Source organism: Pectobacterium odoriferum (genome assembly GCF_009931295.1).
Classification (GTDB): Bacteria; Pseudomonadota; Gammaproteobacteria; order Enterobacterales; family Enterobacteriaceae; genus Pectobacterium; species Pectobacterium odoriferum.
Genome location: NZ_CP034938.1, coordinates 1,731,735 through 1,753,907 on the forward strand (window position 1 = coordinate 1,731,735; position 22,173 = coordinate 1,753,907).

At 50.8% G+C, this 22,173-nt stretch carries 15 protein-coding genes; 4 read left to right on the plus strand and 11 right to left on the minus strand.

Annotated features, from left to right (window positions below):
* Window positions 1–62: 62 nt before the first annotated feature.
* The 6 genes from fbpC to EO763_RS07725 form a co-directional block, all read right to left on the minus strand.
* Window positions 63–1,121 (minus strand): ferric ABC transporter ATP-binding protein, encoded by a 1,059-nt coding sequence (gene fbpC, locus EO763_RS07700; RefSeq protein ID WP_039473674.1) that lies wholly within the window; start codon window positions 1,119–1,121, stop codon window positions 63–65.
* A 5-nt stretch (window positions 1,122–1,126) separates the two neighbouring features.
* The gene (locus tag EO763_RS07705) at window positions 1,127–3,205 is read right to left on the minus strand and encodes an ABC transporter permease (RefSeq protein ID WP_161528583.1); all 2,079 of its coding nucleotides are present in this window, start codon (window positions 3,203–3,205) and stop codon (window positions 1,127–1,129) included.
* A 201-nt stretch (window positions 3,206–3,406) separates the two neighbouring features.
* Window positions 3,407–4,441: an ABC transporter substrate-binding protein gene (locus EO763_RS07710; RefSeq protein ID WP_161528584.1), complete on the minus strand. Its 1,035-nt coding sequence runs from the start codon at window positions 4,439–4,441 to the stop codon at window positions 3,407–3,409.
* A gap of 37 nt (window positions 4,442–4,478) precedes the next feature.
* The gene (gene uhpC / locus EO763_RS07715) at window positions 4,479–5,804 is read right to left on the minus strand and encodes an MFS transporter family glucose-6-phosphate receptor UhpC (protein ID WP_039492789.1); all 1,326 of its coding nucleotides are present in this window, start codon (window positions 5,802–5,804) and stop codon (window positions 4,479–4,481) included.
* A gap of 89 nt (window positions 5,805–5,893) precedes the next feature.
* Window positions 5,894–7,471 (minus strand): MASE1 domain-containing sensor histidine kinase, encoded by a 1,578-nt coding sequence (locus tag EO763_RS07720; protein WP_161528585.1) that lies wholly within the window; start codon window positions 7,469–7,471, stop codon window positions 5,894–5,896.
* Between the two features lie 3 nt (window positions 7,472–7,474).
* Complete coding sequence (locus EO763_RS07725) at window positions 7,475–8,104, minus strand: response regulator transcription factor (protein WP_010285873.1); 630 nt, start codon at window positions 8,102–8,104, stop codon at window positions 7,475–7,477.
* Between the two features lie 230 nt (window positions 8,105–8,334).
* Here EO763_RS07725 and nlpA point away from each other — a divergent pair, with 230 nt between their 5' ends.
* Both nlpA and EO763_RS07735 read left to right on the plus strand, forming a co-directional pair.
* On the plus strand, window positions 8,335–9,150 hold the full coding sequence (gene nlpA / locus EO763_RS07730) for a lipoprotein NlpA (protein ID WP_039535460.1): 816 nt from the start codon (window positions 8,335–8,337) through the stop codon (window positions 9,148–9,150).
* A gap of 213 nt (window positions 9,151–9,363) precedes the next feature.
* A complete protein-coding gene (locus EO763_RS07735) occupies window positions 9,364–10,308 on the plus strand; it encodes a pectate lyase family protein (protein WP_161528586.1) in 945 nt (314 codons plus the stop codon).
* Between the two features lie 174 nt (window positions 10,309–10,482).
* On the opposite strand, the gene cuyB is transcribed toward EO763_RS07735, so the two are convergent.
* Window positions 10,483–11,199, minus strand: coding sequence for a cysteate racemase (cuyB, locus tag EO763_RS07740; protein ID WP_161528587.1), 717 nt, complete (start codon window positions 11,197–11,199; stop codon window positions 10,483–10,485).
* Between the two features lie 221 nt (window positions 11,200–11,420).
* Here cuyB and hypT point away from each other — a divergent pair, with 221 nt between their 5' ends.
* Entirely contained in the window at window positions 11,421–12,320 is a 900-nt protein-coding gene (gene hypT, locus EO763_RS07745; protein WP_010285882.1) for a hypochlorite stress DNA-binding transcriptional regulator HypT, read from the plus strand.
* Between the two features lie 86 nt (window positions 12,321–12,406).
* Here the strand turns inward: hypT and EO763_RS07750 are convergent, their stop codons facing one another.
* From EO763_RS07750 to fdhF, 4 genes are all read right to left on the minus strand, one after another.
* Complete coding sequence (locus EO763_RS07750; protein ID WP_161528588.1) at window positions 12,407–13,714, minus strand: dicarboxylate/amino acid:cation symporter; 1,308 nt, start codon at window positions 13,712–13,714, stop codon at window positions 12,407–12,409.
* Between the two features lie 661 nt (window positions 13,715–14,375).
* Entirely contained in the window at window positions 14,376–15,269 is an 894-nt protein-coding gene (locus tag EO763_RS07755) for a GntR family transcriptional regulator (RefSeq protein WP_039492775.1), read from the minus strand.
* 124 nt (window positions 15,270–15,393) lie between these two features.
* The gene (locus tag EO763_RS07760; protein ID WP_161528589.1) at window positions 15,394–16,707 is read right to left on the minus strand and encodes a CitMHS family transporter; all 1,314 of its coding nucleotides are present in this window, start codon (window positions 16,705–16,707) and stop codon (window positions 15,394–15,396) included.
* Window positions 16,708–17,396: 689 nt separating this feature from the next.
* Entirely contained in the window at window positions 17,397–19,547 is a 2,151-nt protein-coding gene (gene fdhF, locus EO763_RS07765; protein WP_161528590.1) for a formate dehydrogenase subunit alpha, read from the minus strand.
* 534 nt (window positions 19,548–20,081) lie between these two features.
* On the opposite strand from fdhF, the gene EO763_RS07770 reads away from it, so the two are divergent.
* On the plus strand, window positions 20,082–21,761 hold the full coding sequence (locus EO763_RS07770; protein WP_161528591.1) for a methyl-accepting chemotaxis protein: 1,680 nt from the start codon (window positions 20,082–20,084) through the stop codon (window positions 21,759–21,761).
* The last annotated feature ends 412 nt before the right edge of the window (window positions 21,762–22,173 follow it).

A 22,173-nucleotide genomic window follows, 5' to 3' on the forward strand; every position in this document is an offset into this window, starting at 1 on the left:
GTAGAAAGTAAAACCGGGAGCAAGCGCTCCCGGTTTGTAGTGGAAAGTTAGTTATCCGATGTTTACTGCTCCGACAACACAAACATGCCGTAAGGGTGAATTTGCAGATAGTAGCTGTCGCCTGGATTCGGCTGAAGCTGAGTCGCGTTAACCTGCAACAGCATCGACTGACCGTGCCAGTCCACCTGCACTTCGTACTGCGGCCCCATGTAGGCGACCTGCGTGATGGTGCAGCGCTGGCTTTCGTCACCCTGATGGCTGAGCGTAATGGCTTCCGGGCGAATACCGACGACGGATTCGCTTAATCCGGCAGCAAAGCCCTGCGGACGCGGAATGAGGTAGCCGTAGATATTCACGCTGTCTGCCGTGAAGGTAGCAGGGAAGATATTGGCATCCCCCATAAAGCTAGCCATGAAGCGGGAAGCTGGCTGGCGGTAGAGCTCCTGCGGCGCACCCAACTGCATGATTTTGCCTTTGTTCATCACCAGAACCATGTCGGACACGGCAAAAGCTTCGCTCTGATCGTGCGTAACATATAGCGAGGTGATGTTGAACTGCTGCTGAAGCTCACGGATTTTCTCACGCATACTGCGGCGCAGGTTGGCATCAAGGTTACTCAGCGGCTCATCGAACAGCAGAACTTTAGGTTTGAGAATCAGCGCACGTGCCAGCGCGACACGCTGCTGCTGTCCACCAGAAATCTGGTCGACGTAGCGATCTTCAAACCCTTCCAGATCGACCAGCGCCAGCGCTTCTTTTACGCGCTGATTGATTTCTGCCTTCGGGCGACCGAGCATTTTCAGCCCGTAGCCGATGTTTTCTCCCAGCGACATGTGTGGGAAGAGGGCGTAAGACTGGAACACCATGCAGATATCGCGCTGTTGAATGGAGCGCTCGGTGACGTCTTCGCCATCGATGAAAATCTGGCCTTCTGTCGGCTTTTCCAGACCGGCAACGGCCCGTAGTACCGTGGTTTTACCGCAGCCAGACGGCCCCAGCAGCGTGACCATTTTTCCCTGTGGGATCGCCAGATTCAAATCATCAATGACGGTGTTGTTGCCGAAACGTTTAGTGATGTGCTTCAGTTCGACAAAGCTTTTTTCAGTATTCAAGGTAATCACTCCGCTTAGGCATTATTCTTGGCTTTCGTGCGGGAAACCCGCGCTTCACCGACCAGATAATCGAACAGGAAAATAATGGCCAGCATGACCACAATCAGGATGGAACCGTAGGCAATCGCCATACCGTATTCACCGTCTTCCACGCGGTTAAGAATGTAAGACGTGGCGACGCGAGTATCTGGTGTAACCAGGAAGATAATGGCGCTGACGGTAGTAATGGCGCGCACGAAGCTGTAAATCAGCGCAGACAAAATGGCCGGACGCAGCAGCGGGAGCAGAATATAGAACACCGTGCGCATCGAACCCGCACGCAGGCTGAGCGACGCCTCATCGAGCGATTTATCCAACTGCCCCAGTCCAGCAATACCCGCACGGATACCAACCGGCACGTTACGCATCACCATCGACATGATGACGATCACCGCCGTTCCCGTTAAGTAAACCGGCGCGCTGTTAAAGGCCAGGATGTAAGACACACCGGCAACCGTGCCCGGCACCGCAAAGCACAGCATGGTGGTGAACTCGATAGCCTTCTTGCCGTAGAACTGCTGGCGCACCACGATGTAGGCGATGAGCAGCCCGAACAGTGCCGTAATCGGTGCTGCGATACCTGCGAACAACAGCGTATCCAGCAGGGAAGGCCAGGCACCGTCGCTAAAGCCTTGCCCGAACAGCTTGCTGAAGTTTGCTAGCGTCAGGGTGTAATCCACGCCCCAGTTAACGGTAAAGCTGCCGTAGAAAATGCTGCCGTACAGCAGGACGTTAAAGGCAATCCAGACATAGAGCAGGATGCTGACGATCCACACCAGCGAAACGGGTAGCGGCTGTACATCACCCCGAGAGGACTTACCAGAAATCGTCACGTAGGAGCGTTTACCGATCCACAGATATTGCACGCAGAACACGGCCAGTGAGAACACCAGCAGGACAACGCCGAGCGTACTGGCTGACTGATAATCCAGCTGTGCCCCAGTAATGTAGAAGTAAATCTGGGTCGCGAGTACGTCGAAGTTACCGCCTAGCACCAGTGGGTTACTGAAGTCAGCCAGCGACTGGACGATCACGATCAGGAACGAGTTGGCGAGCGCCGGTTTCAGCAAGGGCAGGAAAACCCGCTGAAAGGTTTGATAGCGGTTGGCACGCAGGGTGTACGACGCTTCTTCCAGCGACGGATGAATGGTCTTCATCGCGCCTTCCAGAATCATAAACGACATTGGCGTGAAGGCGAGCACCTGCGCCAGCCAGATACCGGTGAAACCGTACAGCCAGTTGGTGTTCGTCAGACCGAACCAATCCACCATCAGCTCGGTTATGTAACCGGAGCGGCCCATCATCAGCGTCACACCTAGCCCGACGACAAACGGTGGCGTAACGATAGGCAGAATGGAAAAAATGCGGCCGATAATCGCGGAACGGCGGGCGATGCGCGAGGTATAGATCGCCAGTACCATACCGAAGAAAGTACAGCCGATACCGACGGCAACCGACAGCAGGAATGAGTTCCAGATCACCCGTAAGATGTGTGCCTGACCCAAAATCTGCATAAATGCCAGCGGCGCGAACTCACCGCTATCGTTGGTGAACATCGGGATGAAGATGGCGATGCTGGGGTAAAGGATAAAGACGCCAATCAGCGCGATGATGCTGATGAGCGAGCCGATAACGAAGCGATCGCCCCCCAGCCAGTCCAGCCTGGAGAGCGCCAGCGTAATAATCGCACTCAGCGCGACAAACAGTGCAATAGTGCCATAGCCCATCCCGCGACCTTCAACTGTGGCACTGATGACCACGAAAAGGGCGCAGAACAACGCGTAAGCCGCATCAAAACGGTGGCGGCTACGCTGTTCCCGGCCGGGCGTCAGCAGCGGACGTGCCAACAATCCTACTGGGAGCAGGAACCACAGCAGGCTGATATTCAGGCTTGACCAACTGTAGGCTGCCAGCAGTTCATCGCGTGAGGCATCCAGCAGGCCGTAATCCAGGCTCCACGCTGGCAGCAGCAAAAATGTTGCTGCAATCAGCGCCAGCCACAGGAAAACGGGATCCCGCTTAGGCGTCGGTGAGAGTGTTAGTGTGTGTGACATAGGGTTCCCTGGTGCGTGCAAGTTTTATAAAGTTGTTTTATGAGATTGAATCGTCACAGGTATTGGTTGGTGAATAATATTGAGTAATGGTTAATCAGCGATGCTGAGAACACGGCGTTAAGCGAAATGCGAGCTTACCGCTGTGTTCCCGTTATTTTTGCAATCAATGAAGGTCAATGAATCAAGGACAATGAATCGAGATTATTGGCCCATTTTGACTTCGTTAACCCACTTGGAAATCAGCTCTTTACGCACGTCTGCTGCGCCGTATTTGTCCATGTCGTAGTTGATCAGTTTCAGATCCTGCAACTTCAGCGACAGTGGAGAGGCTTCGGCGGTGGTATTAGTCAGAATCTGGTAGGACTGGCCTTTCTTCCAGGAGAGTTCCTGTGCTTCTTTTGACAGCGCCCAGTCAACGAACAGCTTGGCGTTATCCATATTGCGTGCGCCTTTCAGGATGCTGACGCCGCCAATTTCATAGCCGGTACCTTCACACGGGGAGATCAGCGTCAGCGGTGCGCCTTTCTCTTTTTCCAGCGAGTAGTCATGCAGGAAGCCGATACCGATAGCGGTTTCGCCACGTGCAGCGTTACGTGCTGGGGCAATACCGGATTTGGTGTACTGCGACACGTTGGTATTCAGTTTCTTCAGGTAATCAAAGGCCTGATCCTGTCCCCAAAGCTGGGAGAAGGTTGCCAGTGCGGTATAGGCCGTACCGGAACTTTGTGGGTCAGCAATCTGAATTTCGCCTTTGTAGACCGGATTGGTCAGATCTTTCCAGCACTGTGGCACTGGCAGGTTTTTCTCTTTCAGACGATCGGTGTTGACGCCAAAACCGAGAATGCCGACGTAAACGGCAGACGAGTAGTTGCCTTTACGTTTGGCTGGATCGCGGAACTGCGGCATGATCTGATCAAGGTTTTTAGACTGATAGGGTTCCAGCAGATCCATTTCACCTGCTTGAGATTGGGGGTCCAGCGTGCCGCCGTACCAGACGTCAGCCTGTGGGTTTTTCTTCTCTGCATCGACTTTCGCCAGCGTGCTGCCGGAACCGTTGCGGATAAAGGAGGTTTTAACGTCGTATTTTTCACCGAAGGCCTTGGCTTCTTCCTCACAGAAGGCGTTCGTGGCGCTACAGTAAATGACCAGGCGACCTTCCGCCCGAGCGGTGGTGGTGGTAACGGCAGCAACGGCCAGTCCAGCGGCGATGAGGGTAGTTAAGGTACTCAGTTTCATGATGTTTTCCTTTATAGGTGTCTATCTGTTGTTATTGCTATTTTGATGTCATCAAACGTTCCCGGCGGCTGACACCTGCCATCAGCAACGGCATCAGTAACAGTCCGATGCAGGCTGAAGCCAACGCCAGCAGAGTAAAAAATCCCGACCATCCGTAGTGTTGCAGCACCTGTGCTAGCGGCCAGCCCGCCAGCGCTGCCCCCAGATAGGCAAACAACGCCAGAAAACCTGTCACCGTGCCTGCGGCATCCTTATGGCTGTATTCCGTCGCAGCCAGACCAATCAACATCTGTGGTCCAAAAACAAAAAAACCGATACTGAAGAAACAGGCCGCAAGCAGTGAATAGTGGTGAATTGGTGCCAGCCACAGCGCGGTCATGGTTAAAAACAGCCCTAATGCAAACAGCAAAATCATCGGTGCGCGTTGACCACGAAACAGCAGGTCTGAACCCCAGCCGGCAAACAGCGCCCCCATCAATCCGCCCAGTTCAAACAGCGACAGCGTGGCGTTCGCGCTAAGCAGGTTGAAACCGTGACTCTCCGACAGCCAGATATTTCCCCAGTCATTCAGTGCGATACGAATCAGGTACACCAGAATGTAGGAAACCCCAAGCAGCCAGATGGTACGGTTCCGCAAAATCGCATCGCGCAGAATCTGGCGCATCGGCATCGGCGGGCTCTGTTGCTCCTGACGCAGCTCCAGCGCATCGCGCCGCCACTGGCCGACACTTGGCAACCCCTGTTGCTGCGGCTTGTCGCACAACTGCCAGCACAGCCACAGACCAATCACAATGCCGATGATGCCCGGCACCAGCAGCGCCGCCTGCCATCCCCATTCGGAGGCAAGATAGCCCGCCAACAGGGGAACCGCCGCACCGCCGATGTTGATCGACGTATTCCAACATCCCCACCAGAGGCCGCGTTCATTACGCGAATACCAACTGCTCAGCAGTCTGGCGCAAGGCGGCCACCCCCAGCCCTGAAAGAACCCATTCAGCGCCCAGACAATCAGCAAACCCGTGAGCGACTGGCAGTACATGAACAGAATGTTCAGCATGCCGGTAATCATCAGCCCGACACCCATAAACCAGCGCACCTGACTGCGATCGCACACGATGCCGGAAATAAACTTGGATGCGCCGTAACAGAGATAAAACAGCGTCCCCAGCAGACCGATATCGCCTTTGCTTAACCCTAATTCCAACTGCATCACCGGCATGACGAAGTTGATGCTTTTACGCGTTAGGTAAAACGTGGCGTACCCGATGACCATGGAAATCAACAATCGCGGTCGCCAGTAGCGATAACGCTGACTGATTTGTGTTGGTGAAAGCTGTCCCGGTGGAAACATGGGTGCCTGCATGGGGTTCTCCGTCGCGTTGAGAGAAGAGTAGGGGGATGTGAATTAAAAAGAATGAGACAAGGTTTTAGGTGGCTAGGAATAATTCCTAGCTAATCGTCTTTTTGTTTAAATTTTGTGGGCAGGTTAACAATTATGTGCGTGCCGCGCGGCGTGGCAGATTCGCTAAGGGTGGCAGCTTTTACCAGCCAGTTACCGCCCAGCGCCTGTACGCGCTCCTCGATACCTCGCAGGCCGAAGCCACCGCCTGTCGGATTCGGTCTGTCTTTTTGTGTGATGCCCACGCCGTTATCAATGACGTCGAGCGTAATCAGGTCATCCTGCTGGGAAAGCCGAACGGTAATCTGCGTCGCGCTGGCGTGCTTGTTGATATTGTTGAGCAACTCCTGCACCAGCCGGTAAAGCGTGAAAACCACCACGTCATCATGCGGCGGCGTGGGAAGCTGATAATCTAGCTGAAACTGGATGCCGCGAGCCGCGAAGGCAAACTCATCCGCCAGGTGGTGCAGCGCTTTATCCATCACCATTTCATCCAGAACCGGAGGGCGCAATTGACGCAGTAGCTGGCGGGTGGTGTGGTGGATACGCCGCGACAGCTCGCTGATTTGCCCAGCGGCATGTTGGGCGGCATCAGCAGGCGCGCTGTGTTTTACCAACATGGCCTGAATCTGAATCGCGGTGATATTTTGGCCGATGTCATCGTGCAGCTCGCGCGCGATGTCTTTGCGCACGGCCTCTTCGGTGTGGATGATGCGCTCCATAAGCCGCCGCCGGGTTTTCAACTCCTGCTCCAACTGGTGGCGATAGCGCTGGAGCCGCTGTGCGAGCTGTTGCTGACGGCTTATCGCGATCCCCAGCCCAATGCCGAGTAGTGCCTGCGTGGAGAGAAAGAGTTCTAGCTCGCGCAGATCGTCGAAGGCACCGCTCACCTGACGCGTGACGGCAATCATCAGGCTGCCGAGCACAGCGGAAAGCACGCCACCTTGCCAACCGAATTTATACGCCATGACCACGTTAGGCAGAAAAACGAAGATCAGTAGCAGGCGTTCCATCTCGGGTGTGAACGTCATTTGCAGGCAAACGCCGATAGAAAAAAACAGCGAACACCAAATCAGCAGCGAGGTACGCAGCGGTGGATCGGGGATCTCCTGTGCCAGCAGCGTTTGCAAATGCTGCTGTTTGATGTATTCGTACAGCAGATAGATGAACGGAATCAGCAGGACGCCGCCGGTAAACGTTGCCAGCAGCGTTTGCGTTAGCTGCGAATGTAACCAGGGGCCGATGGCGATGCCGTGCAGAACGGTGTTCAGTGTCAGCGCCGCCAGCAACAGTAAAAGCCGTTGCCAATAAAGCGTATAGCGATGCCAAATTTTATGCGTGATGATGGCCGGAATTAGGCTAAGGAACGGGGAAAGTAGCAGCAGCGAGCGCGTCATGAGCTGTTCGCTGATAAGCCAGCTCTGGATGGCGATTTCCGCAAGCAGCAAGGTTGGCCAGTATTTGCGCGGCAGCAAAATCATCAGCGCCAATCGCAGCCCTTGTGGTAACAGCAGCGCGGCCTGCTGGCCGTTGTTGCTCAAATAGAAACTGATGGTCCACAGCGCCAGCCAAATCAAGCTATAGAAAAAGGCGAGAAACAGCGTCATACCGATGACGTGCAGGCGGTGCATGATTTATTTTCCAGCCAGCAGTTGGTGTTGCAGCGCAAAGTGCACCAGCTCTACCGTGGATTCACACTGTAATTTACTGAGAATATTGGCGCGATGAACGTGAACGGTCTTATGGCTGAGTTCGAGCTGTTCAGCGATGCTTTTCACACTAATTCCGTTGATCAGCAAGCTGAATATTTCTCGCTCGCGTGGGGTCAGCGCCAGTAGCTCTTTCGGTGGCTGCTGTTGATGGCGAATGGCATGCAGTGCATCGGCGCAGAGGTAAAGACCGCCGCTGCTAACCACGCGAACCGCCTGCACCAACTCTTCTGGGCCGCAGCGCTTCGTGAGATAGCCGCCTGCGCCCGCGTCCAGCGCGCTTTGTACAAACGCCGTGGTGTCATAGATGCTCAGAATAATGGCGCGAAAATTGGGGCGCTGCTGACGCAGACGGGTCAATAACGACAGGCCACTTTCGTCCGGCATGGCGATATCAATCACGGCGACGTCAATCGGCTGTTTGAGTAGATGGGGCCACGCCTGCGCCGCCGAAGCATATTGTCCAACAACCTGAATGTCATTTTCTAATGTCAGAAGCTGTGCAAAGCCAGACCGTACAACGATGTGATCGTCAACCAAAGCCACATTAATCATGGTTTCGCCGTGTGAATGCAAAGTCATCAAAACGTCATAATGCGGGGGAATGCAGAGGCGAGCAATAGCAGATAGGTAAAATGGAATCGGCTTAACAGATATCACCACACTTATTCATCGAATAATGAAATGCATATTCATAGAACGCGGAGTTATTTGACTCGGTGAATTATGGGGCGTTACTGTTTTTCTCTTTAAATCAATACAGTTACGATATCAGGTAAACCAGAATGATGAATAAATGGCGTATAGCGCTGGTGGCGGGAATGGTCACGGCGGCGATGGCATTGACGGCATGCGATAGCGCAAGTCACTCTGCCAACCACATTAAAGTCGGTGTGATTAACGGCGCGGAACAGGATGTCGCCGACGTAGCGAAGAAAGTGGCAAAAGAAAAGTATGGTCTGGATGTTGAGCTGGTAGGGTTCAGCGGTTCACTCTTGCCGAATGAGGCGACGGATAAAAGCGATCTGGATGCGAACGTCTTTCAGCATCGTCCTTTCCTCGAACAGCAAAATCGCGAACACGGTTATAAGCTGGTAGCGGTAGGAAATACCTTCGTTTTCCCGATGGCGGGTTATTCGAAGAAGATTAAAAATATCAACGATCTGAAAGACGGCGATACCATTGCGATTCCTTTCGACCCTACCAATCTGGGGCGAGCGTTGCTGCTACTGCAAAAGACCGGATTAATTACTTTAAAGCCTGACACGGGGTTATTGCCGACGGTGTTGGATATCACGACGAATCCACACAACCTGCGTATTATGGAAGTGGAAGGGGCACAGTTGCCGCGTTTGCTGGACGATCCGCAAGTGACGGTAGCCATTATTAGTACGACCTATATTCAGCAAACGGGCTTAACGCCAACGAAAGACGGTATTTTTATTGAGGATAAAGAATCACCGTATGTGAATATTATTGTGACGCGTGAAAATAATAAAGAGGCGGAAAACGTCAAAAAATTTATTCAGGCCTATCAGTCTGATGAAGTTGAACAGGCTGCGAACCGTATTTTTAATGGCGGCGCGGTAAAAGGCTGGTGATGATAATCGTAGCGCTGCCATTTTACTAAAAGATGGCGGCGTATTAATTGGGTATTGAATTATTCGCAAGGTTGTTTTTTTATTAAACTCGATTAATAAGCGTAATGAAATCCTTTCTATACAATTTTTAATTGTCGGAGGCGTATTATTTAGTCTCAATTAAATAATACGCTGGAAGACATTATTATTCACTCATTGTAAAAAGGAAAACTTATGGCTTATCCAACAACAAATCTTACTGGGCTTATTGGTTTTGCAAAAGCGGCAAAAGTTACCGGAGGAACGGGCGGTAAAGTCGTTACGGTAAATTCTTTGGCCGATTTTAAATCAGCGGTGAGCGGTTCCGCAAAAACTATTGTGGTGCTGGGATCATCGCTGAAAACGTCGGCCTTGACCAAGGTGGTATTTGGCAGCAATAAAACCATCGTCGGTTCTTTCGGTGGCGCTAATGTACTGACCAATATTCACCTGCGTGCTGAGAGCAATTCATCTAACGTCATTTTCCAGAATCTGGTTTTTAAACATGATGTTGCCATTAAGGATAATGACGATATCCAGCTGTATTTGAACTACGGTAAGGGATATTGGGTGGATCACTGTTCATGGCCTGGGCATACGTGGAGCGATAACGATGGTAGCCTCGATAAACTGATTTATATCGGTGAGAAGGCGGATTACATCACGATCAGTAACTGCTTATTCTCAAACCATAAATATGGTTGCATTTTCGGCCATCCGGCTGACGATAATAACAGCGCTTACAATGGCTATCCACGTTTGACTATTTGCCATAACTATTACGAAAATATTCAGGTGCGTGCGCCCGGCCTGATGCGTTATGGCTATTTCCACGTATTCAATAACTACGTCAATAAATTCCAGTTGGCTTTTACCGTCGCGCAAAATGCCAACGTTATTTCTGAACGCAACGTATTTGGCAGCGGTGCTGAAAAGAAAGGGATGGTTGATGATAAAGGCAATGGTTCAACCTTTACCGATAATGGCAGTTCGCCAGCAGCGGTAGCGAGTAAATCGCCAGCGGCGAAATGGACGGCATCATCTAACTATTCATACAGTTTGATGACAACCGCGGCGGCCCAATCCTGGGTTGTTTCGAATGCAGGGGCACAAAATAGTGCGCTGAAATTCCCATCATAATCACTGAAGGTTTATTTTATGACGTACCTGCATGCTCACTTTTATTGATAATTGAAATTTATTAAATATTGAGTATGCCGTAATATGCCACTCGGCGAATTTATTCATGCCGAGTGGCATGTTTTTTTTTGATTCATTTTTAATGAAAACATGCGCTAGAAAAATTAAGCGTGCTTAAGCCGCGATATCATTTCTCGTACTGTGAGTAAAATACCACTCGACTGTTTTCTTAATTAACTCTTCCGTTGCATCGACATAGTGTTGCGGTGATGTTCTGACTTCCTGCTCCAGAATCAAGGGAAGCTCGGTACAACCCAGAATAATTTTCTCAACGCCAGCCTGCAACAGGCGATCTTTTACCGGTGACAACAGGCTATAGGCGCCGGGGATATCACCCGATTTATACGCGTAGATGCTTTCCATTACCTGGTGTTGGTCTGCATCATCCGGCGTGTAGCAGTCAATATTATCGGTAATCAGGTTGTCCTGATAAATTCTCGCTTTGACCGTCGCTGTCGTCGCCAATAGGCCGACGCGCGTGGTGTTGGCATGCTTAATCGCCTGACAGGTCACATCAATAATGCTGATCATTTCCGCACGACACTGCTGTTTTAAGTCATTAAACCAATAGTGCGCGGTATTGCACGGGATAATGATGCATTCAGCACCCGCATTTTCGAGAATTTTCATATATTGCAGCATTTTATCCAGCGGCGACGCGCTGTGCTGGAGAATGCATTGTGTCCTGTCAGGGATATCAGGAATAGAAACCGCAATCATCGGAATATGGTCTTGGTCCCGATAGGCTGGCGTGTTTTTGATCAGTTTTTGCATCGCATCGACGGTAGCACCCGGCCCCATACCGCCAAGAATTCCTACGAGACTATTCATGCTGTTAACCCTGTAGCATTATGAAATTAAAAGGATAATCGCACACTGCCGGGCAATGTGAATTGCTAAATTCCCATCTGCTATGTATGATTTGCATAACTATTGGCATCTCTATGCTTTTACTGGGTTTACGGTCTTCGGTGGAAAGCCTCTTTGTTGGCGATGTAGAACGTTGGTATAGGGAACGAAAACATGGCGCTGAGCGTTTTGAGTGAGGGACGATGCTGAATAATATCGAAACCAAGTGGCTCTATGATTTTATTGTGCTGGAAGAACACCGAAGTTTTACGCTGGCAGCCGAGAAGCGGAATATCTCTCAATCCTCATTCAGTCGGCGAATTCAGGCGCTGGAAGCCGCGGTTGGGTTTGATATTTTCGACCGTAGTGCGTTGCCACTACAGTTAACCGAGCAGGGACGCGTGTTCCACGCCTATATCCGTAATACGCTGGATGATTTGGAGTATCAGCTCAATAAGCTGCACGGCGGGGACAATTACAAGAATAAGATCACCATCGCCGCGGCGCATTCGCTGTCGGTATTCATCATGCCGGAGCTGTTAAAAGACGTGCCGGACCCGCAGGAAAAAATCTTTTATGTCGAATCGATCGATGTCGATGAGGCGGTGCTGAATCTCAAAGAAGGACGCAGCGACTTCATTTTCTCATTCTACAATGAGGATCTGATGGGGGAGCCTTTCATGCACGAGAAGATACTGGAATCCCGGCTTTATCCGGTCTGCGCGTGTGATAGCGCAGGGAAGCCGCTGTTTGATGTCAGTGCCTCATCGGTGCCGCTACTCAACTATACCGAGACGAGCTACATGGGGCGTCAGGTCAGCCGTTACTTATCCAGCGTTGACAGCGATAAGTTTACGGTCAATTTCGTCTCTTCCATGAGCGACTTGCTCAAACGTATGACGAAGAAAGGTTATGGTATCGCCTGGCTGCCGGACTATTCCATTCAGGAAGAGCTGAAAAACAAAGAGCTGACGATCCTGAGCATGGAAAATGCCGTGATTCGCATGGGGGTTTATCTGTATCGCCTCGATGCACGGTTGAATGTGGCTTCTGAAAAATTCTGGCGTTACATGAAAGGGCTGTCATCGGCGTCTGGGCTATAAACGCCCTGACAATGTGGACGGGTAATGAGAGATAAAAAAATAGCGGCCCGAAGGCCGCTATAGATGAAACATTCACTCACTCAGCATTAGCTATTTTGCGTGGCCTGCTGAGGTTCCTTATAGGCAACGACTTCGTCGGCAGCCTCCTCCTCATCATCATCGTGGACGTCTTTTTCCAGACTGGCCACAACGGCGGTAGAGATACTGTTACCGATGACGTTAGTTGCGGTACGGCCCATATCCAGGAACTGGTCGATACCGATAATCAGCAGGATACCGGCTTCCGGCAGGCTGAACATTGGCAGCGTTGCGGCAACCACCACGATAGAGGCACGCGCTACACCCGCCATCCCTTTACTGGTGATCATCAGCGTCAGCAGGATCAGGATTTGTTCAGTGACGCTCAGGTCGATGTTGTAAGCCTGTGCGATAAACAGAATCGCAAAGGACTGGTACATCATAGAACCGTCGAGGTTGAACGAGTAACCGAGCGGCAGCACAAAGCTGGTGACTTTTTTCGGCACGCCGAACTTGGTCAGCGCTTCCATGGTTTTCGGATAAGCAGATTCACTGCTCGCCGTGGCGAAAGCCAGCATGGTCGGTTCACGAATCAGTTTCGCCAGTCTAACGATGCCTTTGCCCAGGAACAGGTAGCCAACCAGGAACAGAACGCCCCACAGTACGGCCAGACCGAGGTAGAACTCACCGATCAGTTTACCGAAGTCGTAAAGCAGACCCAGACCTTGCGTGGTAATCGCGGAAGCGATTGCGGCAAAGACAGCAATAGGGGCCAGCGCCATCACGTAGTCGGTCACGCGGAACATCACTTTGGTCAGTTCTTCGATCATGGAAATGATCGTGGTCGCGTGCTTGTTGTGGCCTTTTACATAGGCAAGCGCGGAGCCGAAGAACAGAGAGAACACCAGAATTTGCAGGATCTCATTGTTCGCCATCGCTTCTACGATACTTTTCGGGAAGATATGACTGATGAAGCTCTTAAGTGTAAAGCTGTCTGTGTTCAGGCCTGTCGCAACATGCTGTACGGGAATTTCGAGATTCATGCCCGCGCCAGGTTGGAACAGGTTGGCGAAGACCATACCGATAAGCAGGGAAATGAACGAGGCGCTGACAAACCAGATCATCGCTTTCATACCGATACGGCCAACGGCAGAAGAGTTTCCTCCCATGCTTGCCAGGCCGGAAACCAGCGTAGCGAAGACCAGCGGCGCGATGATCATTTTAATCAGGCGCAGGAAGATATCGGTAACCATGTTGAAATAAGATGCAATTTCTTTTGCTCGACCGCTGTCAAGATATTGATGGCAAGCCCAGCCGATTAATATTCCCAGGACGATAGCCAAGACTATCTGTACAAGTAACTTCTGCCTTTGCATATAAACCTCATGTTGATGAATTGATTCAGACAACACAATATTATTGCCGCGTGATGGTTGGTGCTTTCCCTGAATACACCAATCCCTCACCCGAACCTGTTATTGGGGTGTTGTGTCTGCTCGCCGATATTACAACGATTCTTGCTTTTTACATTTTTTTTCTGCGGATTGTTATGTAATTGTGATCTTTGTCATGCGAAAAATGCATGTCCATGTCACTTATAATGATAAATAGGGATGTGATGCGCAGATCGAATAAAACGGTATTTTTTCATTAATCTTTTATTAAACAATTGGTTGTATTATTTTTTTTGCCAAGGTAGCAGATGGGGTAAGGTGTTGAAGTAGTGTTGCTAATGATATGTGGCTATACATCAATAAAAAATATGGTGAATTACTTAAAGATTAAGTAAAAATAAAAGAACAATTAACGAAAACTTTATATACATGCCATTTTATAAAAAAATTAATTTTTTAATTATTTAAATCGTGACTTTTCTTTTGTGTTTAAGGGTTTGTTTTTGTATTATTGATTTAACGTTTAATTATTGCTCTATGTGTTTCTATTTGTAACTACCTGGGCGTTTCGAGTGTTTAAAATGGTGTTTTTTATTTTTTAAACATATGTTACTGATGATTTGAGACCTCGCTGCTGGTTATTTCACCGAAAAAGATCGATGCTCACTTTATCGTGGCACGCTTTTTCCAGATGCTTTTTCATCCACTCTGCCGCTGTTTCGATCTCTCCCTGTTGCAGGAAATCCAGAATTGCCAGATGCTCTGCAATCTGTTCCAATCGCTTGGGGTTGAAGGCTGGACTCCCTTGACGATATTCCACCAGACGCCGTAATTGATTGATTCGTTGCAAACTATGGTGGGCGAAGCGGTTGCCGCTACAGGCAAGCAGCGTTTCATGAAAGTGCGTATTGGCATCAAACATTTCATGTGGTGTGAGCGTCAGGTAACCCCCATTGAGAATGTCTTCCTGCTGCTTACGGCAGGCGCTGAGCGTGTGCTGATCGATACGAAACTGCGGCGACAGCAGACTGACTGGCTCGACCAGCAGGCGGAAAGTAAAACTTTCCTCATAGGCCGTGACGGAATCGATAATCGGCGTGGTTCGCCAGCCTTGGCCAGTACGGAACTCAAGCCAACCTTCCTGTTGAATACGCGTCAAAACGTTACGCAGTACGGAGCGGGACACCTGACATTCACGCATCAGATCCACTTCTGAAAACTGCTCTGGCAACCGACGGGAAAGGCGCATATCAACAATCTTCCGGTAGAGCGGTTCTTCGCTGCTGGCGGCTAACTCGGTGACCAGATGCCCTAATTCATCGGCATGGCGATCAAGATAAAACCCTCGGTTGCGGTGGTAATGCAGCATGCCTTTTTCCGTTAGATACAGCAGTGCGACTTTGACCGGCGTGCGTGAGGCGTTCAGTACCTGCGCCAGCGACGATTCGATCAGATGAGCGCCGGGCGGCAGCTGTTCGCGGCGAATGTAGGCGACAATCTGTCTGACAATCCTTGTCTGTAGGGGAGTTAAAGCCATGGCTATCCTGCTATGTCGGTTAGGGGCAATGTCGGTTAGGGGGTTACGAGGAATCTTTATATTCTTGTCAGCAAGGCTTCCCTGCTAGCAAAGCCTGCTCCGGCCTGACCGGAGCAATCTTGATTTACTGGTGATAGAACGGAAATGCGCCGAAGACAATACCACCGACCAGCAGCGATAGGCTGACAAAAATCGCCCATTTGATTGCAAAGCGTTGGTGATCGCCGATGTCCACTTTTGCCAGACTGACCAGCAGGTAGAGCGACGGCACCAGCGGGCTAAGCAGGTGGAACGGCTGTCCGACAATCGACGCTCGGGCGATCTCCTCTGGGGTAATACCATAATTGACCGCCGTCTGGGCGATAACGGGTAAGATTCCGAAATAGAACGCGTCGTTGGACATCAAAAAAGTAAACGGCAGGCTAATGAGCGCGGTGAACACCGCAAGATACGGACCGAAACTTTCTGGTATCACCTGCAATAGGCTCTTCGCCATGGCATCCACCATGCCCGTACCGGATAAAATGCCGGTGAAAATCCCAGCGGCGAAAATAAGTGATGTCACTGCTAGCACGTTAGCGGCGTGTGAGCCGATCCGCGCTTTTTGCTCCTCCAGCTTGGGATAGTTGAGCATGACGGCGATAGCGAAGCCGACCATAAACAGCACCTGAATAGGCAGAAGGCCGATTACCAAAAACACCAGAAGCAGGGTGGTCAGAATAAAGTTAGGCCAGAACATTTTAGGGCGGCGGTTAGCGTCGCTTTCTTCGTCGCTGCCGTTGCCCAGATTGATAGAAGCATTCTGGAAGCTGCTGACATCAATGATGCCTAGCCGTTTGCGTTCCTGTAGACCCAGAAAAACGGCCACGCCGACCAGCGTCAGGCTGGCTAAAATAATCGCCGGGAGCATGGGGAGGAAAACGTCCAGTGCATCAACGCGCAATGCGGCAGCCGCGCGCGCTGTGGGGCCGCCCCACGGAGAAAGGTTCATCACGCCGCTGGCGATGTTCACCAGACAGGTCAACCCCAGCACGTTCATCCCCAACCGCTGATAGAGCGGCAGGAATGCGGCAATCGCGATCATATAGGTCGTTGTACTGTCACCGTCCAGCGCGACCATTAAGGTTAACACGGCGGTGCCGACCAACACTTTCAACGGATCGCCTTTAACCAGACGGAGAATGAAGCGAACCAGCGGATCGAACAGGCCTGCATCGATCATGACACCGAAGTAGAGAATAGAAAACGTCAGCATAACGCCCGTTGGAGCCAGCGTTTTGATGCCGTCCAGCATCATCGCGCCTAGCCCCTGATAGAAACCTGCCGCCAGTGCGAACAGTGTAGGGACAAGAATTAGCGCGATAAGCGCAGACATTCGTTTGGTCATGATCAGGTACATAAAGCAGATGACCATAGAGAAACCGAGAATAGTGAGCACAGTGAATCTCCTGTTTTTTATTATATTCTGAATAACTTACTGCCTTTCTTTCGGCAAATTTGGGGTGCTAAAAGCCGTGCGGTTTTTTATAACCACATATCGAAAGGGATGAAATCAGGTTATTTCCCGACGTCAGCGACGTTCAGGGGAATACGAATGAAAGACGGGAGTTAGCTTCCGGGGTCGATACGAATAATAAATGACAGATAATGAGGAAGCGATAAGGCAACAGTAATCGGTAACATAAACGACCTCTATGCGAGCAATAATAATATTCCTTTTATCCCCACTCGTTTTCATCTAACCGATTGTTTAATAATTATTTTGATCGAATTGATAACTACCGCTACAGGGGGCTCTTTTTGTTAAAAACAAATTAAAGCATTGTAAAATGAAACGCAAATTGCGCTAAATTGGAATAAAAAACAATCGGGTTGAGGGAAGGGCGGTGATAGCCAACATAATTTTAAAAAATAAACAGAGGTGTGAAAATTTAATTTCTGTGTAGAAGTTTATTATCGATTAACGGAAATTTATCCGTTTTCATTAATGAAATTTTACAAGATGAGGTGGGGAATAAAGGCATTATCGGCGAGGAAGGTTAAACGGTGTCTAAACCATCCGTATTTCCTAAGCCGCCACGGCTTTTACCTGACGGCTTAGGCTCGCGGCGGCTTAGGTAAGGGAGATTAGCTGACGTTTTCTGCGGTGCTGCGCAGTCGATCTTTCAGGTGGCTGTATTCCTGCTGTACATAGTTCTCTGCTGCCTGCTGATCGTCAATGGCTTCCAGCTTCACGGCGCAGTGTTTGTATTCCGGTGTTTTGGATACCGGATCGAGATGATCCAGCGTCAGTTCATTGCAGGCACCGATCCACCACTGGTAGGTCATATAGACGGCACCTTTATTAATGCGTTCGCTGACGGCAACGCGAGAGATCACCTTGCCGCGTCGTGACGAGATCCAAGCCAACTGCTGATCGTGGATGCCTAAACGCTCGGCGTCATAGGGGCTAACCTGCACGTAGCCCGGTTCATCCGCCAGCGTTTGTAATGCGGTGCAGTTGCCCGTCATGGAACGGCAGGAGTAATGGCCTACTTCACGCACGGTGCACAAGACCAGCGGGTAATCTTCATCCACCAGCTCCATAGGCGGTCGCCATTCGGCTGTGAGCAGCAGGCCTTTCCCACCGGGACGATCGAAGTGGTTGCCTGCGTACAGCCACGGCGTGCCGGGGCTGTCTTCCGTCGGGCACGGCCACGGCACATAACCCAGTCCCGCCATTTTCTCGTAGGTTGCGCCGTAATACAGCGGGCAGAGCTGCCGTAGCTCGTCCCAGATCTCCTGTGTGTTGTTATAGTGCATCGGATAGCCGAGTGCTGTTGCCATCAGGCTGATGATTTCCCAGTCGGGTTTGACATTGCCCTGTGGTTCCACGGCTTTATAAAAGCGCTGGAATCCCCGATCAGCAGCGGTATAGACCCCTTCGTGCTCGCCCCAGGAGGTCGCAGGTAAAATCACATCGGCAATCGCCGCGGTCTTGGTCATGAAGATGTCTTGTACGATCAGCAAGTCCAGCTCGTTGAATGCATCACGCAGCATCGACAGATCCGGTTCGGTTTGCAGCGGGTCTTCGCCCATCACGTAATTGGCTCGAATTTTCCCTTCTTTAATTTTGTGCGGGAGGTCGGTTAGCGAGTAGCCAATTTTGTCGGAGAGTTCAGGCACGCCCCAGGCATCGGCAAATTTCGCTAGCACCGCTTTATCCGTGACTTTTTGATAACCGGGGAACATATTGGGCAGCGCACCCATATCGCAGGCGCCCTGTACATTGTTCTGCCCACGCACTGGCCCGACGCCCACGTTCGGACGCCCCAGATTCCCGGTCAGCAGGGCTAGGCCGGACAGCCCTTTGACCACATCAACGCCTTGGCCCCATTGTGTCACGCCCATTCCCCAGAGAATGGTGGCGGACGGCGCGGCGGCATAGATTCGCATCGCGTCGCGAATCAATTTCGGCGACAGGCCAGTGATGTCGGCGACATACTCCGGCGTATATTTCGCGACGGTCTGGCTGAATTCCTCGAAGCCTTCGGTATGGCGGGAGACGTACGCTTTATCGTAGTGGCCTTCGTTGATCAGCACGTTAGCGAACGCGTTGACCAATGCCATGTTGGAGCCATTTTTCAACGGCAGCCACAGATCGGCGATGCGGGCGGTTTCAATATGGCGCGGATCGCACACGATGATTTTTGCCCCGCGCGCTTTAGCTTTCAGGATTCGACGTGCCACGATGGGATGTGAGTCTGCGGCGTTGTAGCCAAAAATCAGGATGCAGTCAGTTTTTTCGATTTCGCAGATAGAGTTACTCATTGCGCCGTTGCCCAGCGTAACCTGTAGCCCAGCCACTGAAGGGCCGTGGCAGAGTCGAGCGCAGCAGTCGACGTTATTATTCCCGGTGACCGCCCGAGCAAATTTCTGCATCACATAATTGGTTTCATTACCGGGGCCGCGTGACGAGCCGGTGTGCATAATCGACTCGGCGCCGTATTTTTCTTTAATCGCCTTCAGTCGGGAACTGGCGAAATCGATAGCGTCACCCCAGGATACGGCCTCAAAGGGCGCGCCTTTCTGACGTCGAATCAGCGGCTGCTTTAAACGCGGCGTCAGAATTTTCGTGTCGTTGAGAAAATCCCAACCGTAATAGCCTTTCAGGCACAGTTCACCTTCATTGGTGACGCCGTTTGCCCCTTCCGCACCAACCACTTTGCTGTTCTCTACCAGCAGGTTAATTTTGCAGCCTGACCCGCAATACGGACAGACGGTAAGCACTTTCTGCATGATTATTCTCCAAAGCCGAGTCTTGGATCGTAAGAACTGCATTCCTGCGGCAGGCTGTTGATGCAGTCATCTAACCTTCGATAATCACCGATAAAGAAAATTAATTTACTGATCGTGGTCATGCTCAGCGTGTGACAAATCGCTCTAACGCGTTGAGTGCCGCGACCTTTTCCCATAGGACATTTGTCTGGAAAATAGGTTATCGCGTATTCATCCTCTTTATCCGTTAATGCCTATACTGTTTTTGACGATATTAACTCTATGTGTCACCGATGAGGCTCGGGTAGCCATGCCTGTCGGCTGTTTAAAACAACGGAAATTGGCATCTCAAGGAAGATAACGCATTCTATTCGTTAATTTTTTGAGCTAGATTTCCCATCTAATGGGGCATGAATCAGGGAATTCCAGAACGTCTGTTCGATCGCGTGGGATAAGGGCGCGAGACAACGGGCGGCACCGTCATGAGTAAAAAGTAAATACTTTTCCGACAGAGCGTGCGGGCGGGAAATATTTGTTAACGTCGCGGAGTGCATTATGGAATTTCTAAGAAATGTCAGCATAAAAATAATGGTGCTGCTCATAGTGGCTTCCCTGCTAGTGGCGTGGGGAGTGGCATCAGGATTCAGTCTTTACTCGCTTTATCAGGTCACGAATTTGCTTGATAAAAGTGAGACTCAGCGAAAAACGTATTCCCATCTGGTCTATGGAACCGATCAATATTTTCGGGCCGTAACTCGTATGGAAAGAACGATGGATTACTTGCAGCGTAACGAGCCAGAAAACGCCAAAAAGACGTTGGAAATGGCACAGGTTGCGTTAAAAAATACCAAGGATTCGCTGGATAAATTCCAGGCAGCGGAACACGTTGGCGTCGAATCAGCCACGGTTGAGGCGGTAGAAAAAACGTGGAGCACTCTGATTGCTACCGCGATTGATCCGATGAATGCGGCGCTACAACGCAATGATTACGAAGGATTTCGACAGATATTTCGCTCTGTTTATCCCCCCATTAGCCTGACGTTTGGCGAAGACATTAAACGCTATTCGGACAGCATTACCGCCGCCTCGTTGATTCCAAGCGTGAATGAACACAATACCCAAAATCGTAATTCGTTAATTGCTGTGATGGTGATTGGCCTCATCGTGTTGATTTTCACGGAATACTATTTGAGGAACTATCTGGTTATCCCGATTTCAGTGCTCAAATCTCATTTGGCACAGCTCACGGCGGGCCGCTTAGGCTGTGAGCTGGCGGAATTTGGCAAGAACTGTGCTGGGCGGTTGATTCCCGATATCAAGCGATTGCAGAAAAGTTTGCGTGATACGGTGACGGTCATCCGGCAGAGCACGACGGAAATCAACAACGGGACGTCGAGCATTAAGGATGGCAACGATAACCTGTCCAGCCGCACGGAACAGCAGGCCGCGGCATTGCAACAGACGGCGGCCAGTATGGAAGAGATTAGCTCCACGGTGCGACAAACCACTGACCATGTGCATCAGGTGCGTAAGCTGGCGAAGGAGGCGGCGGAGACGGCGCAAAAAGGCGGGAATATCAGCACCAGCGTGATGACGACGATGGATGGTATAAGCGCCAGTTCCCGACAAATTTCCGATATTACCTCGGTGATTAACAGCATCGCCTTCCAGACCAATATTCTGGCGCTGAATGCGGCGGTTGAAGCCGCGCGGGCGGGAGAGCAAGGGCGAGGATTTGCCGTGGTAGCTGGTGAAGTTCGTACACTGGCGCAGCGCAGTGCGCAGGCGGCGAAAGAGATTGAGGCGCTGATTGCGGAATCGGTTTCGCGCGTTGAAACCGGCGCAGGGCAGGTTCGACAGTCCGGTGAAGCGATGACGGCCATTATCGCTTCCATTTCGCATGTTAACGATCTGATTGGTGAAATCGCGGCGGCAACGGATGAGCAAACGCGCGGCATTACGCAGATTAGTCAGGCGGTGCACGAAATGGACAGTGTTACGCAGCAGAACGCGACGTTGGTGATGCAATCAGCGGAAGCGGCTGCGCGTCTGGATGAACAAACCAGCGAGCTGTCTGCCGTGGTGGATGTGTTCGATCTGGAATCAGATTGCGATCCAACAATGTCTTTTTCCCGTCAGGCGATCGCTACCCCCGTCCATCGTGCGGTTGGGCAGGGTTCTACGCCGCTACTGTCGGCACAGGGTCGCAACGGCGAGGGATGGGAAAAATTCTGATCCGCAGCGGGTTAAATACGCGACAGACGTTGAACGTAAGATAGCCCATGAGGCTGGCGACGAACTGGGAGGAAAGGAATCTCCCCGGTTCTGTTGATCGCGGGTTATCGCTTGGATGCTTGGTTTACTTAAATGCGGCGTTTACTTGAATGGCTAGGGTGAGTTGCCCAAAAATGACGATGAAACGCGTAACAGTGACGCATGTAATACCTTGGATTACAGAGAGAAAATGGCATTTCTCTCTGTAAACCTGATTGTGTTAATGTAAAGAAATGCCATTTTAAGACTGGGGTCTCCAACCTTTTAACACGTCAATTGAAATAATGGCATAATTATTGCTTTGTTTTTTGTGGCGATTTTTACCGTTTTTTAGATCATAAAACCGTACTTTTCTGGGGTTATATAAATAAAA